General features: G+C 68.3%; 15 protein-coding genes, 1 tRNA gene, 3 pseudogenes and 1 riboswitch. Of the genes and pseudogenes, 5 read left to right on the top strand and 14 right to left on the bottom strand.

Annotated features, from left to right (window positions below):
* Positions 1–32: 32 nt before the first annotated feature.
* The 6 genes and pseudogenes from H0I39_RS19505 to H0I39_RS19530 all read right to left on the bottom strand — a co-directional run bounded on the left by H0I39_RS19505 (position 33) and on the right by H0I39_RS19530 (position 5,581).
* On the bottom strand, positions 33–1,130 hold the full coding sequence (locus H0I39_RS19505; RefSeq protein WP_180551579.1) for an ABC transporter permease: 1,098 nt from the start codon (positions 1,128–1,130) through the stop codon (positions 33–35).
* Positions 1,123–1,551: a type II toxin-antitoxin system VapC family toxin gene (locus H0I39_RS19510; RefSeq protein WP_180551580.1), complete on the bottom strand. Its 429-nt coding sequence runs from the start codon at positions 1,549–1,551 to the stop codon at positions 1,123–1,125. Before H0I39_RS19510 ends, H0I39_RS19505 begins: the two co-directional genes overlap by 8 nt.
* Positions 1,548–1,871 (bottom strand): hypothetical protein, encoded by a 324-nt coding sequence (locus H0I39_RS19515; RefSeq protein WP_180551581.1) that lies wholly within the window; start codon positions 1,869–1,871, stop codon positions 1,548–1,550. The genes H0I39_RS19510 and H0I39_RS19515 overlap by 4 nt, the downstream gene beginning before the upstream one ends.
* A 69-nt stretch (positions 1,872–1,940) precedes the next feature.
* Entirely contained in the window at positions 1,941–3,236 is a 1,296-nt protein-coding gene (locus H0I39_RS19520; protein WP_180551582.1) for an acetyl-CoA hydrolase/transferase family protein, read from the bottom strand.
* A gap of 168 nt (positions 3,237–3,404) precedes the next feature.
* Positions 3,405–4,550, bottom strand: a pseudogene (locus tag H0I39_RS19525) (NAD(P)/FAD-dependent oxidoreductase).
* Positions 4,547–5,581 (bottom strand): histone deacetylase family protein, encoded by a 1,035-nt coding sequence (locus H0I39_RS19530; RefSeq protein WP_180551583.1) that lies wholly within the window; start codon positions 5,579–5,581, stop codon positions 4,547–4,549. Before H0I39_RS19530 ends, H0I39_RS19525 begins: the two are co-directional and overlap by 4 nt.
* A gap of 170 nt (positions 5,582–5,751) precedes the next feature.
* Here H0I39_RS19530 and H0I39_RS19535 point away from each other — a divergent pair, with 170 nt between their 5' ends.
* Complete coding sequence (locus H0I39_RS19535; RefSeq protein WP_180551584.1) at positions 5,752–6,150, top strand: hypothetical protein; 399 nt, start codon at positions 5,752–5,754, stop codon at positions 6,148–6,150.
* A gap of 74 nt (positions 6,151–6,224) precedes the next feature.
* On the opposite strand, the gene thiD is transcribed toward H0I39_RS19535, so the two are convergent.
* The 7 genes and pseudogenes from thiD to thiC form a co-directional block, all read right to left on the bottom strand.
* On the bottom strand, positions 6,225–7,073 hold the full coding sequence (gene thiD / locus H0I39_RS19540; protein ID WP_180551585.1) for a bifunctional hydroxymethylpyrimidine kinase/phosphomethylpyrimidine kinase: 849 nt from the start codon (positions 7,071–7,073) through the stop codon (positions 6,225–6,227).
* 102 nt (positions 7,074–7,175) lie between these two features.
* Complete coding sequence (locus H0I39_RS19545; RefSeq protein WP_180551586.1) at positions 7,176–9,032, bottom strand: bifunctional hydroxymethylpyrimidine kinase/phosphomethylpyrimidine kinase; 1,857 nt, start codon at positions 9,030–9,032, stop codon at positions 7,176–7,178.
* Between the two features lie 2 nt (positions 9,033–9,034).
* Positions 9,035–9,844, bottom strand: a complete 810-nt coding sequence (locus H0I39_RS19550; RefSeq protein ID WP_180551587.1) for a thiazole synthase — start codon at positions 9,842–9,844, stop codon at positions 9,035–9,037.
* A 59-nt stretch (positions 9,845–9,903) separates the two neighbouring features.
* Positions 9,904–10,155 carry a sulfur carrier protein ThiS gene (thiS, locus tag H0I39_RS19555; RefSeq protein ID WP_180551588.1) on the bottom strand — a complete coding sequence of 84 codons (252 nt, stop codon included), beginning with the start codon at positions 10,153–10,155 and terminating at the stop codon, positions 9,904–9,906.
* Positions 10,156–10,169: 14 nt separating this feature from the next.
* Positions 10,170–10,613 (bottom strand): annotated as a pseudogene (locus H0I39_RS19560) (FAD-dependent oxidoreductase); the annotation flags it as partial.
* A gap of 234 nt (positions 10,614–10,847) precedes the next feature.
* Positions 10,848–11,513, bottom strand: coding sequence for an FAD-dependent oxidoreductase (locus tag H0I39_RS19565; RefSeq protein WP_180551590.1), 666 nt, complete (start codon positions 11,511–11,513; stop codon positions 10,848–10,850).
* 99 nt (positions 11,514–11,612) lie between these two features.
* Positions 11,613–13,492 (bottom strand): annotated as a pseudogene (thiC, locus tag H0I39_RS19570) (phosphomethylpyrimidine synthase ThiC).
* A 76-nt stretch (positions 13,493–13,568) separates the two neighbouring features.
* A riboswitch (TPP riboswitch) is annotated at positions 13,569–13,677 on the bottom strand.
* 29 nt (positions 13,678–13,706) lie between these two features.
* Between thiC and H0I39_RS19575 the strand changes: the two are divergent.
* Entirely contained in the window at positions 13,707–14,093 is a 387-nt protein-coding gene (locus H0I39_RS19575; RefSeq protein WP_180551592.1) for a hypothetical protein, read from the top strand.
* A 66-nt stretch (positions 14,094–14,159) separates the two neighbouring features.
* Positions 14,160–14,235, top strand: a tRNA-Asn gene (locus tag H0I39_RS19580).
* Positions 14,236–14,387: 152 nt separating this feature from the next.
* Here the strand turns inward: H0I39_RS19580 and H0I39_RS19585 are convergent.
* The gene (locus H0I39_RS19585; protein ID WP_180551593.1) at positions 14,388–14,774 is read right to left on the bottom strand and encodes a hypothetical protein; all 387 of its coding nucleotides are present in this window, start codon (positions 14,772–14,774) and stop codon (positions 14,388–14,390) included.
* A 110-nt stretch (positions 14,775–14,884) separates the two neighbouring features.
* Between H0I39_RS19585 and H0I39_RS19590 the strand changes: the two genes are divergently transcribed.
* Both H0I39_RS19590 and H0I39_RS19595 read left to right on the top strand, forming a co-directional pair.
* Complete coding sequence (locus tag H0I39_RS19590; protein ID WP_180551594.1) at positions 14,885–15,586, top strand: class I SAM-dependent methyltransferase; 702 nt, start codon at positions 14,885–14,887, stop codon at positions 15,584–15,586.
* The gene (locus H0I39_RS19595) at positions 15,583–16,257 is read left to right on the top strand and encodes a hypothetical protein (protein WP_180551595.1); all 675 of its coding nucleotides are present in this window, start codon (positions 15,583–15,585) and stop codon (positions 16,255–16,257) included. Before H0I39_RS19590 ends, H0I39_RS19595 begins: the two co-directional genes overlap by 4 nt.
* The last annotated feature ends 34 nt before the right edge of the window (positions 16,258–16,291 follow it).

Here is a 16,291-nt window from a genome sequence, read left to right on the forward strand (position 1 = left end):
TATGGCTGTTGGGTTACTCGGTAGGACGGCGCTCATGCATCGGCCTTTCGCGGGTCCAGCGCATCGCGCAGCGCATCGCCCATGAAGGTCAGCAGCAGCAGCGTCAAGACCAGCACGCCGAAGGTGGACAGCGAAATCCACCATGCATCGATGTTGTTCTTGCCCTGGCTGAGCAGTTCGCCCAGGCTGGGCGTGCCCGGCGGCACGCCCAGGCCCAGGAAGTCGAGCGAGGTCAGCGCCAGCACGGCCGCGCTCATGCGGAACGGCAGGAAGGTGACCACCGGCGTCATGCTGTTGGGCAGGATGTGGCGAAAAATGATCTGCCGGTTGGGCACGCCCAGCGCGCGCGCGGCCTTGACGTAATCAAGCTGGCGGTTGCGCAGGAACTCGGCGCGCACGTAGTCCGACAGCCCCATCCACCCGAACAGGCTGAGCAGCACCAGCAGCAGCCCGATGCTCGGCGCCAGGATGGCGCTGAAGATGATGAGCAGGTACAGCTCGGGCATCGAGCCCCACACCTCGATGAAGCGCTGGAAGGCCAGGTCCGTCTTGCCGCCGAAGAAGCCCTGCACCGCCCCCGCCGCCACGCCCAGGAGCACGCCCACCGTGGTCAGCGCCAGCGCGAACAGCACGCTGACGCGAAAGCCGTAGATCAGCTGCGCCAGCAGGTCCCGCCCGCGGTCGTCGGTGCCCAGCCAGTTGTCGCGGCTGGGCGCGCTGGGGTTGGGCTGCCTGGCGAAGTAGTTGATGGTCTTGCTGCCATAGGGGTTGGGCGGATAAACAGCCCAGTTGCCGTCCTTTGAGAACCGATCGCGGATGAAGGGGTCGAGATAGTCGGTTTCCGTCTCGAAATCGCCGCCGAAGGTTTTCTCGGCATATGTCTTGACGAGCGGAAAGTAGAACTGTCCCTCGTAGCGCACGACCAGCGGCTTGTCGTTGGAAAGGACCTCGGCCAGCAGGCTCAGCGCCACCAAGGTGCAGAAGATGACCAGACTCCAGAAGCCCAGCCGGTTGCGCTTGAAGCGCTGCCACGCACGGCGGCTCGGCGATGTGGACGACGGCAGCGGTGGCAGGGGCTGGGGCGCACCCGCGGGCGGACTGGGCGGCTCGGTTACCGCAAGTTCAGCCATGGGCGCTCTCCAACAGCAGGTTCTGGAACGGCTGCTGGCTCTTGAACCGGTAGGCGCCGAAGTCGCGCGCATCGGTCGTCAGAATGCGGCCATGGCCCAGTTCTTCTGCCAGCAGCACCAGCGAGGCATCGGCCAGATCCATCGGCAGGCTGGCATAGCGCGCCATCAACTGCACCATACGCTCTGTGTGCGCCAGTGGCCAACTCCACACGGCGATGGCGCCGTCGGCCACCTCGCGCAACAGCGCCTGCGCGGCGTCGGTGCCAATCCAGCGGGTGAGCAGATGCGTGGCTTCGGTCAGCACCGGCCAGGTGGTGATCCAGCCTTCGGCCTGCGTATCCAGCGCGCTCACGGCGCGGCTGTGCCAAGCGTCGCGCCGGTCGATCAGCGCATAGAAGAAACCGGCATCGGCAATGATCACGCGCCGCCCGCCGGTTGGCTGCGCTTGAAGGCTGCCTCGGGTTCGTGCACGGCGTGGGGCGCATCAATTGGCACGCCATGCTTGGCCGACCAGCCCTCGGCCAGCCGCGCTTTGTAGGTGCCGGCCACGTCGCTGCGGCCGCTGTCGCCCTGGCCGATGAAGGCCGACAGATGCCTGAGCCCGCCGCGCCGGGCGCGCACCATGTCGTAGTAGTGCTGCACGCTGGTGCGCAGCACTTCGCTCACGCCCATGCCCGTCACTTCGGCCAGATATGTGACCTGCTGCTCGGCCTCGGCGTCGAATCGGGCGTTGACTCGCATGGCATCGTCTCCTTGTCATGCATTGTATGACAAGGCGTTGGCCAGCGTCAACGCGCATCGGCGCGGAAATCAGAGCAGCTTCATCTTCCGCGCCGCCTCGGTCAGTTCGTCGCGGAACCTGGGATGCGCGATGCCGATCAGCGCGCGTGCGCGCTCCTTCGCCGTCTTGCCGCGCAGTTGTGCCACGCCGTGTTCGGTGACCACGTAGTTGACATCGTTCTTGCTGGTCGAAACGTGGGTGCCCGGGCTCAGCACCGGGGCAATGCGTGAGATGGTGTCGTCCTTGGCGGTGGACGGCAGCACGATGAACGACTTGCCGCCCCTGCTGCGGTTGGCCGCTCGCACGAAATCGCTCTGCCCGCCTGTGCCCGAATACGGCTTGAAGCCCTGGCTTTCCGAGCCACACTGCCCGAACAGATCGACCTGCATGCTGCCGTTGATCGAGATCAGGTTGTCGTTCTGCCCCGCCAGGTATGGGTCGTTGGTGAAATCCACCGGGTGCATCTCCAACCCCGGGTTGCGGTGCATGAAGTCATACAGCTTGCGCGAACCCAGTCCGAACGTGGCGATGATCCTGCCCGGCAGGTGGTTCTTGCGGCGGTTGGTCACCGCGCCCGATTCCACCAGCGTCATGATGCCGTCGCCGATCATCTCGGTGTGCACGCCCAGATCCCGCTTGTCGGTGAGCTGCATCACCACCGCGTCCGGAATGCCGCCGTAGCCGATCTGCAGCGTGGCGCCGTCGTCGATCATGTCGGCCACGTATTTGCCAATGGTCTGCTGCACCGGGCCGATGGTGGGCAGGCCCACTTCGGTGATCGGCGTTTCGTCCTCCACCAGCGCCGCCACCTGCGACACGTGGATGTGGCACTGCCCGAAGGCGAACGGCACGTGCGGGTTCACCTCCAGCACCACGGCGCGCGCCTTGCTGATGGCGGCCATGGTGTAGTCGGGCCCCAGGCTGAGTGCAAAGTAGCCATGCTCGTCCATCGGCGAGGCCAGCGTGAACACCACGTCGGCCGGCATCAGCCCGCGCTCGATGAGCTGCGGCATCTCCGAGAAGTACGAGGCCCGGTAATCCACCCAGCCCTCCTGCCCGCCCGCGCGCGAGGCACTGCCGAAGAAATACGCCGTGTGCCGCACATGCTGCACCGTGGCCGGGTCGAAGTAGCCGAACCTGCGCACCGGCAGAATCTGCGACACCTCCACGCCCTTGAAGCGCGTGCGCTGCTCCGACAGCGCCGTCAGCAGCGCGGGCGGCTCGCCCACACCGGTGGGCACCACGATGGTGTCGCCGTCCTGCACATGCCGCAGGGCATCGGCCGCGCTGCAGCGCCTGGCCTGGTATTGCGTCTTGAAAGTCATGGGTCGTCCTTGGGGCGGCGGCAAGGACCGGTCCTCGCGCCGGCCAAAGTGTAGACAGGCAAGCGCTGGCGAAACGCCTTGCCCATGCGTTCGGCAGTGTGGCCACTTGTCCAGAATCAAGAAGCGGACGCATTGCTTCGGCCTGCGTTCCTGAGCCGCGCCCAGCCGCTATGGATCAAGGCATCGGGCCACCTCGGCGCCCAGCGCCAGACAACTTGTCAGCCCAGGCGACTCGATGCCGAACAGGTTGACCAGCCCCGGCACGCCGTGCTCGCGCGGGCCCTGGATCATGAAGTCGGCGGCCGCTTCGCCCGGGCCGGTGAGCTTGGGGCGGATGCCGGCGTAGCCCGGCTGCAGCGCGCCGTCGGCCAGGCCGGGCCAGTAGCGGCGCACTTCGTCGTAGAAGCTGTCGGCGCGCGCCGCGTCGACGCGATAGTCGTCGCCCGCGTCCTGCCACTGAACGTCTGGCCCGAACTTGGCCTGGCCGCCCAGGTCGAGCGTGAGATGCACGCCCAGACTGGGCGAATCGCGCTCGACCACGGGGTAGATCAGGTGCGCGAACGGCGCACGGCCGCCGAGGGTGAAGTAGTTGCCCTTGGCCCAGTGCGTCGGCATTGGCGGGCGATGCTCGGGCGCCAGGCCCTGCGTTCGATGCGCCAGCGCGATGGCGCCCAGGCCGGCGGCGTTGACGACCTGACGGGCTTGCAGCACCAGTTCGTCACCGCTCTGGCCGGGGTCGGAAACTCCTATATTGATAGCTGCTAGCGCCGGCCCTGACTGCGCTGCAAGCCAATTCACCTTGAATTCACCGCCAGCACGCCACCGGCGTTCTCCACGTCGCCCAGCAGCGACAGCATCAGGCCATGGCTGTCGACGATGCCGGTGGAAGGCGACAGCAGCGCGGCCTGGCAGCTGAGCTGCGGCTCCAGCGCATGCGCCTCGGCACGCGGGAGCCAGCGCAGGTCGGTCACGCCGTTGGCGACGGCGCGCGCCTCGATGGCGCGCAGTTCGCGCACCTGCGCATCGTTGCACGCCACGATGAGCTTGCCGCAGCGGCGGTGCCCGATGCCACGCTCGGTGCAGTAGTCGTACAGCATCCGCCGGCCCTGCACGCACAGCCCCGCTTTCAGGGATCCGGCCGGGTAATAGATGCCGGCGTGGATGACCTCGCTGTTGCGCGCGCTCGTCATGGTGCCGAAGGTGTGTTCAGCCTCCAGCACCATCACCTCGCGCCCAGCCAGGGCCAGCGCGCGCCACCGCCAGGCCCACCACGCCGGCGCCGATGACCACGGTATCGACCTGCTCGGCGCTCATGTCTCGAACCCTTCCAGCACGCAAACGGCGTTCTCACCCAGGGCGGCCGCCGCGTAGCCGCCTTCCAGCACGAAGATGACCGGCAGGCCGAGCCGCCGCAGCCGCTGGCCAAGGCACGTGAAATCCGCTGCCTGCAGCTGGAAGGTGCTGATCGGGTCGCCCGCGAAGGTGTCCAGCCCCAGCGACACCACCAGCGCATCGGCCCGGTGCCGCGCCACACGCGCGCAGGCCGCTTCGAGCGCGGCGAACCACGTCGCCGCGCTGCTGCCGGCGGGCAGCGGCAGATTCAGGTTGCAGCCGGCGCCCTCGCCCGCCCCGGTTTCATCGGCGTGGCCCAGGTAGAACGGGTATTCGGTGCGCGGGTCGCCGTGGATGCTGACGAACAGCACATCGGCACGGTCGTAGAAGATGGCCTGGGTGCCATTGCCGTGGTGGTAGTCCACGTCCAGCACGGCCACGCGCGCCGCGCCGCCGTCGCGCAGCGCCTGCGCGGCCACGGCGGCGTTGTTCAGAAAGCAGTAGCCGCCCATGAAGTCCGGCCCTGCGTGGTGGCCGGGCGGGCGCGTGGCGCAGAACGCGGCGCGCTCGCCACCCTGCAGCGCCTGCGCGGCGCTGGCTGCCGCATCGGCGGCCATCTTGGCTGCGGCCCAGGTGCCGGCCGACAAGGGACTGCCGTTGTCCATCGAATACAGGCCCAGGCGCGCGGTGAAGTTGGCCGGCTCCACATCGCTGCGCAGCGTGCGCACGGGCCACACGGAAGGAAACGGCTGCACGTCGGCATTGGCCGCACCCAGCGCCAGCCACTGGTCCCACGCGGTGCGCAGAAAGCAGAGGTAACGCGGCGTGTGGATGCGTTCGAGCTGCGGCGTACTGTCCACCTCGGGCATGCGCAGCGCATGGCCGCGCGCGCGCAAGGCCTGCTCGACAAAATCGGCCCGGGCCGGCCCTTCGAAGCAGGGCACGCGCTCGCCACGAAAGAACTCGAAGCGCGGCGCGTGCTGGCTTTGCCCGGGATTCAGGTAGGTCAGCATGGCGCGATTGTGGGGGATGCGGTGCGCGGTGCAAGGTGCGTCGGCCTGGTCTCACAGCAATGCCGTGCGCTGGCCGACGGGCTCAGCGTTCAGAGCAACTTAAGTTCATGTTCCTAGACTTTCAGTCATCGCACCACACCGTGCGACAACCATCCCCAAGGAGTACCCCCATGCACAAGTTCACCCCCGCACTCATCCTGGCACTGGCCGCCGGCACGTTCGCCGGCAGCAGCCTGGCGCTGACCAGCGCGGAATACAGCGCCGCGCGCGACCGCATCAACGCCGACTACAAAGCGGCCAAGGCCCAGTGCGACAAGCTGAAAGGCAACGCCGAGGACATCTGCGAGGAAGAAGCCAAGGGCAAGCGCAACATCGCGCGCGCCGAGCTGGAGCAACAGCGCGAGCCGAGCGACAAGAACGCCCGCGCGGTGGAACTGGCCAAGGCCAAGGCCACCTACGAAGTCGCCGAAGAACGCTGCGACGACCTGCGGGGCGAGGCCGAAGACCGCTGCGAACGCGAAGCGCGCGCTGCCTACGACGCCGCGGTGGAGCGCATTCGCGGCAAGTGATGCTCACCCGGGCGTTGGCGCCGTGGCGCCGGCGCCCCACCCGCCCCGGAGCCCGCCGCCACCGGCGGGTTTTTTCATGCCTTGGGCTGGCGCAGCACCGTGGCGCGGGGCGAGAAGCCGTGGTTCAGCGGCCCCACGCCCTGCCCCGTGGTCACCAGCGCACCTTCCTTGATCGCGTCGAGCACGTAGCTGCGCGCCGCCTCGGCCGCCAGGCGCAGCGGCAAGTCCTGCGCCAGAAACACCGCCAGCGCCGACGACAGCGTGCAGCCCGCGCCATGCAGGTTGCGCGTGTCGACGCGCTCATGCTGCATGGCGTGCGGCTCGGCGCCGCGCTCGATCAGCAGATCGAGCACCTGCTCGCCCGGCAGGTGCCCGCCCTTCAGCAGCACGGCGCGCGCGCCCATCTGCAGCAGCGCCTGCGCGGCGATGGGCATGTCGGCCGCGCTGTCCACCGGGCGGCCCAGCAGCAACGCGGCTTCGTCCAGGTTGGGGGTGATCAGTGCGGCGCGCGGAAACAGCTCGGCCACCAGCGCCTGCACGGCCGGCGCCTCGATCAGGCGCGCGCCGGTGGCCGAGGTCATCACCGGGTCGAGCACCACGTGCGGCAGCGCATGGCGGTCGATGGCCTGCGCCACCGTGTGCACCAGCTCGGGCGAATGCAGCATGCCGATCTTCACCGCGTGCACGCCGATGTCGCTGGCCACGGCGTCGATCTGCGCCGCCAGAAAGTCGGATGGCGCGGCATGGATGCCGGCCACGCCCAGCGTGTTCTGCGCCGTCAGCACGGTGATGGCGCTCATGCCGTAGGCGCCCAGCGCGGCGAAGGTTTTCAGATCGGCCTGGATGCCGGCGCCGCCGCCCGAATCGGAGCCGGCGATGGTCAGTACGCGAAGGTATTCCTGGCTGTGGTCGAGCTTCTTCATGGTCAAAATGGCCTCCAGCGCCCGTCACACAAGCGCGAGCAGCTATGTTAAAAGAGCAACCGGCAGCGCTGCCCTGACCTGCCGCATCGTGACACAACGCGCTCACGCCGTCACGTGCAGCGACGGGTGCGGCCACGCCGGCACCGGCAGGCGCGGTGCGGCGCGGCCGGCCTGCAGTGCCACCTGCCACGCGGGCAGGGTCTGCGCCGGGTCGTCGCCCAGCCCGCGCACCACGCACACGCCGCTGGCGCCGCTTTGGGCCGCCTGCGCGGCCTGGGCATGGTCCAGGATGCCGCCGATGGCGACCACCGGCACGCCGGCCATGTGCACCCACCAGGCCAGGTTGTCCAGCCCCTGCGGCACCCAGGGCATGGCCTTGGTCAGCGTGGGCCACACCGGGCCGCACGCCACATACCAGGGGCTGAGGCTGCGGGCGCGTGCCAGCTCCCACAGGCTGTGGCTGCTGATGCCCAGCGGCAGCAGCGTGGCAGCCAGTTCGGCGCGGCCGGCGTCGCCCAGGGCGAGCAGGTCTTCCTGCCCTAGATGGATCGCCAGGCCTTGCCGGTTGCCCGCGGCCACCTTGGCGGCCAGCCGCCAGTGATCATTGACCACCAGCGTGGCGCCCGCCCCGCGGCACGCGGCGAGCGATTGCGCGATGGATTCACGCAGCGCGGCGTGCCAGGCGGCGTCGGGGGCGTCGGGCGTCTTGATGCGCAATTGCACCGTCTGCACACCCGCTTGCACCACCTGCTGCACGCGCTCGGCGCTGTCGACGATGGCGTACAGGCCGATGTCGGCGTTTTCAGATGAAATCGGTCTGCAGCGCGCGTCCATCAATCGCAAGCAGCTATCAAAATCAAAGCTCTCAGACCAGGACATGAAGGGTATCAGCGCCGGCTCGGTGGCAAAGCCCGCGCGCGCCGCCACCGGGCCCGCGCCCTGCCCGGCCGCATAGCCGTGGCGCAGCGCGTGCGTGGTGGCCATCTTGGCCAGCACCAGCGCGTCGGCGAGCACGAAGCCGCGCGCCAGCGCGCACGCCGCGCTGGTGGCAAAGGTGCAGCCGGTGCCGTGCGTCTGCGGTGTGTCGATGCGTGGCAGCGCCAGCCAGCCGTTGGCGTGTGGGGTGTCGATCCAGTCGAGCGACCAGCCGGGTGCATCGGCGCTGTCGCCGCCGGTGAGGGCGACGGCCTGGGCGCCGGTGGCGCGCAGGGCGGCTGAAAGCGTGGGGATGGCGGTGCGGGAGGGTGGCGATGACGGCTCGCCCCTCACCCCAACCCTCTCCCCAGAGGGGCGAGGGAGAAAATCACCCGTGCTGCCGGCGGCGTCATGCCGGCCCGAACCGCCTGCTGGTGTGTGCGCCAAGCGCTGGCTGCTCCCAGGCGCCTGCGCCGTCTTGCTCCCTCGCCCCTCTGGGGAGAGGGCTGGGGTGAGGGGCCGCGCCGCATCCTGCCGCAAGGCCACGATCAACCGCCTTGCCTCGCGCCCATTTGGCGTGACCACAGTCGCGCGCGGCAGCAACAGTTCGACATAGGCGCGCAGCACCGCCTCATCGGCGAACGCCGCGCCGGTACTGGCGCCCAGCACCGGGTCCACCACCAGCGCCACGCGGGGATCGCGCGCGCGCAGGCGGTCGATCCAGCGCGCCACCACCGCCACGTTCTCGGCGCTGCCCAGCAGCCCGGTCTTGACGGCAGCGGGCGGCATGTCGTCGGCCAGCGCGGCCAGCTGCGCGTCGAGCAGTTCGGGCGACACGGGCTCGACGCGCGCCACGCCCACCGAGTTTTGCGCCGTGACCGCCGCGACCACCGGGCACAGGTGCACACCGAAGGCCTCGGCCGCGCGCTGGTCGGCACTCAGGCCCGCGCCGCCGCCCGAATCGTTGCCGGCGATGCTCCAGATAATCGGTTTAGCTACGGATTCAGGAGCTGCTGGCGCAAGCAGATCGAGCGCTGAGGGCATATTCAATTGATGAGAAACGGATTGCCAGTGACCGGCGTCGTCGCCACCGCGAAGTCCTGCTTGGCCATCACGCCGGCCCGGTAGGCCGTGCGCCCCGCCTCGATGGCCTGGCGGAACGCTCCTGCCATGCGCACCGGGTCGCTGGCCTGGCTGACGGCGCTGTTGAGCAGCACCGCGTCGTAACCCATCTCCATCGCCTGCGCGGCGTGGCTGGGCGCGCCGATGCCGGCGTCGATGATCAGCGGCACATCGGGCAGGCGCTCGCGCAGCAGCCGCAGCGCGAAGGGGTTGACCAGGCCCTGCCCCGAGCCGATGGGCGCGCCCCAGGGCATCAGCAGCGGGCAGCCGGCATCGAGCAGGCGCTTGCACGTCACCAGGTCGTCGGTGCAGTACGGGAACACGGTGAAGCCGTCCCTGGCGAGCTGGCGCGCGGCCTCGACCAGTTCCACCGGGTCGGGCTGCAGCGTGTATTCGTCGCCCACCACCTCCAGCTTCACCCAGGGCGTGTCGTACAGCTCGCGCGCCATGTGGGCCAGCTGCACCGCCTCGCGCGCCGTCGTGCAGCCGGCGGTGTTGGGCAGCAGCCGCGCGCCGTGCGTGGCCATCGCCGCACGGATGATCTCGACAAAGCTGTTGTCGCCCGCGGCGGCCAGCTGGCGCTTCAGCCCTACGGTGACGATCTGCGCGCCCGAGGCGGCGATCGCATCGGCCAGCACCTGCGGCGAAGGGTAGCCGGCGGTGCCAAGGAGGAAGCGGCTGGCGAGGGTCACGTCACCCACCATCCACGAATCGGCCGCAGCACCCTTGTTCATCACATCACTCATGGTTCCACTTTCTCACCACAACCTGCGCGTCGGTCTGCTGCGCCCACTCATCCACCCACGATCGGTTGAAACAGCAGCACGGTGTCACCTTCCGCCAGAACCCGGTCACGCGCCGTGCGCGCCACAAAGGCGCCATTGACCGCCGTGCTGACCGCCTGCGGTGCATGGCCCAGCGCGGCCACCAGCTCCGCCAGTGTGGTGCCGGCCGGCACATGCTTCGGCTGGTCATCCAGCTGAATCGTGACGCCCTTGGCCGATGCCTCGACCGGAGCACTCGTGCTTTTATCAAACGATTTCATGCCGCAACCCCCGTCTATACTGCGCTGGAAGCTTCGATTTCAGGAGCAACCTCTTCCGCTGCACACCAACCCGTCTGCCGCAGCGCCTGCTCCACCAGCGCTGGCGCCAGCAGCCAGCCGTGGCGGAACAAGCCGTTGATGGTGAGCTTGCGGCCCTGCCAGTCGACCAAAGGATTGTTGTCGGGCAGCGCGGGGCGCAGGTTGACGTCCATCTTCAGGATGCGCGCCTCGGCCAGCGCCGGCACCACGCTGTGCGCGGCGGCCAGCAGTTCGACCGCGCTGCGCAGGCTGACGGGCGAGCGGTCTTCGCTCTCGATCTCGCTGGCACCGACCAGCACGTCGCGCGCCGTGCGCGGCACGACGTAGACGCGGTGGCGCGGATGCAGCAGCCGCACCGGGCGCGTGAGGCCATGGCCGGGGCAGTCGAGCCAGATCACTTCGCCGCGGACGCCGCGGACGGCTGAGGCGTCGCATGGCGAGGCGATCGACTCCCTCCCCGCTGGGGAGGGTTGGGGTGGGGGCTGACCGGGCTTCCACCTCAACAGTGACCGGCCCCTCACCCCGACCCTCTCCCCAGAGGGGCGAGGGAGAAACAGCCGACTCACGGATGTCCTCTTTGGCTCCCTCTTCCGCCTGCGGGAGAGGGCTGGGGTGAGGGTGCGCCGCCTTGGCCCCCACGCCGCGCACATCGATCACCACATCGAAGGCCAGTACGCGCCCATCGGCCAGGCGCAGCGTGCCGCCGCCCTCGCCCCCATCAACGGCGAGCACGCGGGTGCCCCAATGCCAATCGACATCCTTCGCGCCATCGTGCAGCGCCGCCATCGCGGCCACGGTGTCGATCTGCCCTCGCCCGGCAGCAGCCAAGCGTGCGCGGGGCCTTGCACCGATGGCTCCAGCGCGCGCAGCGCTGCCAGGTCGAGCGGCTGCACGCCCTCGCGCGGGCTGGCCGCTTGCCACTCGGGCGTGGCGGTGGCCGCCTTCAGCCGGTCCAGCACGCGCTGCGCGGCACCCAGGTCGGCGCGGTGCGCCAGCATCAGGCTGCCTTCGGCCCTGACCAGTTCCGGGCGCCCCAGTTGCGCGGCGATCTGCCGCCACAAGGCAATCGAGCGCCAGCCCAGCGCAGCCACGGCGGGCTCGGCGTTGTCCAGTTCGGACAGCGGGCTGAGCATGCCCGCCGCCGTGAACGCCGCCGCCGTGGGCACGTAGGGATCGGGCGCCTGGCTGCGCGCGACGGGCTGCGCGCTGCTCGACGGGTCGAACACGCTGACGCGATGCCCCGCCCGGGACAACTGCCAAGCCAGCAGCCGACCCAGCAGGCCGGCACCGGCGATGCCCATGTGCAAGGCTTTGCTCATGAATAGCTACTTCTCTTATAGCTGCTTGCGCTAGATAGATAAGGCTGGAGGCCTGTTTCTTCCATCGAGCTTATCTTGGCTGAAGTGCGCTTCGCCAGATCAAGCCTTGTTGATCGGGATGTAAACTCCCCACCCTTCGCCGCAAACTCCTTCGACTTCTCGTCCATCCCGCGCTGCAGCGCCTCCTGCTCGCTCACACCCAGGTTCGCGGCGTAGTCGCGCACGTCCTGCGTGATCTTCATCGAGCAGAACTTCGGCCCGCACATGCTGCAGAAGTGCGCGGTCTTGCTGCTGTCCTTGGGCAGCGTCTCGTCGTGGAAGTCGCGCGCCGTGTCCGGGTCCAGGCCCAGGTTGAACTGGTCTTCCCAGCGGAATTCGAAGCGCGCCTTGCTGATCGCGTCGTCGCGCGCGCGGGCGCTGGGGTGGCCCTTGGCGACGTCGGCGGCGTGGGCGGCGATCTTGTAGGCGATGATGCCCTGCTTGACGTCGTCGCGATCCGGCAGGCCCAGGTGCTCCTTGGGCGTGACGTAGCACAGCATCGACGTGCCCATCCAGCCGATCATGGCGGCGCCGATGGCGCTGGCGATGTGGTCGTAGCCGGGCGCGATGTCGATGGTGAGCGGGCCCAGGGTGTAGAACGGCGCCTCGTGGCAGTGCTTGAGCTGCTCCGTCATGTTCTCCTGGATCATGTGCATGGGCACGTGGCCGGGGCCTTCAATCATGGTCTGCACGTCGTGCTTCCAGGCGATCTGCGTCAGCTCGCCCAGCGTGCGCAGTTCGGCGAACTGGGCCTCGTCATTCGCGTCCGATGCGCAGCCGGGCCGCAGGCCGTCGCCGAGACTGAAGCTCACGTCATACGCCTTCATGATCTCGCAGATCTCCTCGAAGTGCGTGTAGAGGAAGCTCTCCTGGTGGTGCGCGATGCACCACTTGGCCATGATCGAGCCGCCGCGGCTGACGATGCCCGTCACACGGTCGGCCGTCAGGTGGATGAACGGCAGGCGCACGCCGGCGTGGATGGTGAAGTAGTCCACGCCCTGCTCGGCCTGCTCGATCAGCGTATCGCGGAAGATCGCCCAGTTCAGGTCTTCGGCAATGCCGCCCACCTTCTCCAGCGCCTGGTAGATCGGCACGGTGCCGATCGGCACGGGCGAGTTGCGGATGATCCAGTCGCGTGTGGTGTGGATGTACTTGCCGGTTGAAAGGTCCATCACCGTGTCGCCGCCCCAGCGGATCGACCACACCAGCTTCTCAACCTCTTCCTCGATACTGCTGGTGACGGCCGAGTTGCCAATGTTGGCATTGATCTTCACGCGGAAGTTGCGGCCGATGATCATCGGCTCGATCTCCGGGTGGTTGATGTTGGCCGGAATGATGGCGCGGCCACGCGCCACTTCATCGCGCACGAATTCGGGCGTGATGACCTCGGGCATCACGGCGCCCATGGGGTTGCCGCGGCGGCGCGCCTCGCGCTTCGGGTCGCCCAGGTGCTCGCGTGCCCACTCCAGCCGGCCGTTTTCGCGCAGGGCGATGTATTCCATCTCGGGCGTGACGATGCCTTGGCGCGCGTAGTGCATCTGCGTGACGTTGGCGCCAGCCTTGGCGCGACGCGGCTGGCGCTGCAGGCCGGCGGCTTCGCGCCGCAGTTGCTCGATGCGTTCGCTGTCGCGCGCATCGTGCTTGCCGCCGTCGTCCAGGATGTGCGCCAGCCGGCCTTCGTAGCTTTCCGTATCGCCGCGCTCGTCGATCCATGCCTGCCGCAGTGCCGGCAAGCCGCGCCGCACGTCGATGGCGGCCTGCGGATCGGTGTAGGGCCCCGAGGTGTCGTACACGCTGGCCTGAGCACCATTGGTCAGGCGGATGTCGCGCACCGGCACGCGGATGTCCGGCCGCGTGCCTTCGAGATACGTCTTGGTCGAGGCGGGAAACGGCTCGCGCGTGAGCGTGAGCAACTGGGCGAATTTATCGGGGGCGTTCATCGGCAGTCTCCTGTGGCGTCTGTATGCAAAGACTCCGGGCTGCCTGTTGCGCATTCGGCCTCATGCCGAGGTGATGCGCTGAAGGTGCTGCTCTTCCTTACGCCGGTGCTAACCGGATCAAGTTGACGGGTTCGGCTGCGGTCAGCCATCTCAGCTCGCGTGTGCGGGCACCCCGGAGTGTGTTGCCCATAATAGCGCGAAAAGGAGATTCGACATGACCGCTTTTCGCCCTGCCCTTGCTGCGGCCTTGACTGCATTGCTGCTTGCTGCCTGTGCAACCGATGGCCGCACGCCCTACTCCTACAGTGGCACGCTAGGCGATGCGCAACGCGACGCCACGCAAGCCTTGCGTGGCCATCCGCAGGCGCGCACCATCTATCGCGAAGGCCCCGTCACGGGGCGCGAAGGCGATCTCTCGCCCGAAGAATCGGCGCGCCAGGAAGCCATCACCTACTGTTCCAGCGTTGCCATGTCCGCACGCACACTCGATGTGCGCAAGGAACGCCTGCCAGCGCGCGGCGGCCTGCAGGGCCGCGCCAATCTGGCCACCGAATACGAACGCGTGGCCCTCACCTTCGTCTGCGAACGCGGCCAGCCTTGAACGCACGCCAAGAAATTTTTCAGCGCGCTCGAATGCCGTGAAATTCGGGCTATAATGCAAGGCTATTCCCCGATAGCTCAGTCGGTAGAGCGACGGACTGTTAATCCGCAGGTCCCTGGTTCGAGCCCAGGTCGGGGAGCCACATAAGGCAAGGAAAGCCCGCTATGCAAACGCTAGCGGGCTTTTTCTTTGGGCCTCGCCGTTGCCGTATGGTTGCCGTTTGCAGTCGGGTAGGGCGGCCTGGATGCGGCCCTGCGGCGTTACAAATTGGCCGAACCGCCGGCGATGCTGGGTTCAGTCCACGTACTTGATGACCTGGTAGCGAACCTTCTTGTTGTTCAGGGCGTACATCATCCCGCCGATCGGCATCACGCCGCCAAAGCTGCTTTCGCTGGCCATCTGGATCGCGGCATGCCCGCCCTGCTTCTTCACCTCGCTGGCGACGGCGCTGCGCAGGATGTCGTTGTCGCCCCACCCCTCCCCGACTTCGGCCTCGGCCACCCCGATGATGGTGTACTTGCGGGGCGGCGCGCCATTCGCCCAGAAATCCACCCCGTCGGCTACTACCTTTGAGCCGCCCTGTCCCTCGTGCAGGTTGTTCTTGCCTTCATAGGCTTGATAGTTCACCGTGGCGCATCCGGCGAGGACGGCGGCGAGCAATAGCACGACAAGCTTCTTCATGACACTTCCTCCGGGTAGTTGTGTGCGCGCAATCGTAACCGCGAGTGACGCCAGCCCGGGGTTTCGCGCAAATCGCCCGGTTTCCGTATCCAGCATGGCCCACTACGGGCATGCTTTCGATCGCCGACCACGCCTGCATCCTTGACGCCGCCACGCCGCACATAGTCATCGAGCGCGGCGTGCGCCTGCTTCACATCTGGAAGCTGGCCGAAACCGATGCCGAGCATTGCGCGATCCTGCTCGACCACCTGAACCCGCCGCCGGGCGCGCGCATCCTGGACGCCGGCTGTGGCGTGGGCGAAGTGGCGCGCCTGATGCGCGAGCAGCGGCCCGACCTGCATTTCACGCTGCTGAACATCAGCCAGGCCCAGCTTGACCTGGCGCCGGCTGGCATGCCCCAGCTGCTGGCCAGCTTCGACGACATCCCGACGCCGGATGAGTCGTTCGATGCCGTGATGTTCAACCACGCCATCTGCCACGCCGCCGACTGGCTCACCACATTCCGGGAAGCCGCGCGCGTGCTTCGTCCGGGCGGCCGGGTGCTGATCTACGACATGGAGCGCCAGCACGGCGACAACCACCTGCTGGCCCACCACACCCACTCGACGGCCTGGCCATGGCAGCAGACGCGCGACACCGCAGCCCTGGCCGGGCTCGACCTCGTGGGCGTATGGTTCCCCGAGCCGGTCGACACCCCGCTTCTTCGCTTGATGGGCGACGAGGCTTTCTACACCACCGTTTTCAACGGCGTGCGGCCCATGGTGATGGTGCTGGCGCGCGACGACTCTACGAACCAAGGAGCGCAACCATGAGCCGACGGGCAAACCTCAGCTTTCTCACTGGCCTGATCGACGGCGGCCTCAAGGGCTACCACCTGGGCCGGCAGATTCAGCAGAATCAGGCCGCCGACGCGGCGCTATCCGCCAAGCCCGAGCAATCGCAGGGCTACACCGCCGAGGACGGCAAGCGCATCGAGGCGCTGGCCAACGCCAAGGACGCCGAGGGCCAGCCGCTGTACACCATCGGCACCGACGACGCCGGCAATTACACCGCGACGCCGAACCTGGCCGGCGGTGGCATGCAGGGCGCCGGCATCCTGCCCAGCCAGGTCGTGCAGCGCCAGACCGTCACCGACTTCATGGGCACCCGCCATGCCGGCGAGCTGTCCGAGCGTGAGGTGTCCGGCCTGCGCGCGCGCAAGCTGATCGAGGCAGGCGCCATGAGCGACCCGCTGCGCGCTGCCGCGGCCGGCGTGCAACTGGACCAGGCCGAGCGCCTTCGGGCCAAGGAGGATCGAGAGGAAGCCGACCGCCAGCGCCTGGCTGCCGCCGTGCGTGCAGACCGCGGCGGGATGCCCAGCAGCGCCACCGCAGGCGCCCCGGCCGCGAGCACCTTCACGCCGGGCGGCCCTTGCCAGGCGCCGCAGTCGGCGGCGCTGCCCAGCCAGGCCCTGCCAGCCAAGGGGTGCAAGACAGCGCCCTGACCAACTATCTGCAAACCAGCACGCCGCGGGTGGT

The organism is Ottowia beijingensis (assembly GCF_013423955.1).
In the GTDB taxonomy this organism is placed as follows: Bacteria; Pseudomonadota; Gammaproteobacteria; order Burkholderiales; family Burkholderiaceae_C; genus Ottowia; species Ottowia beijingensis.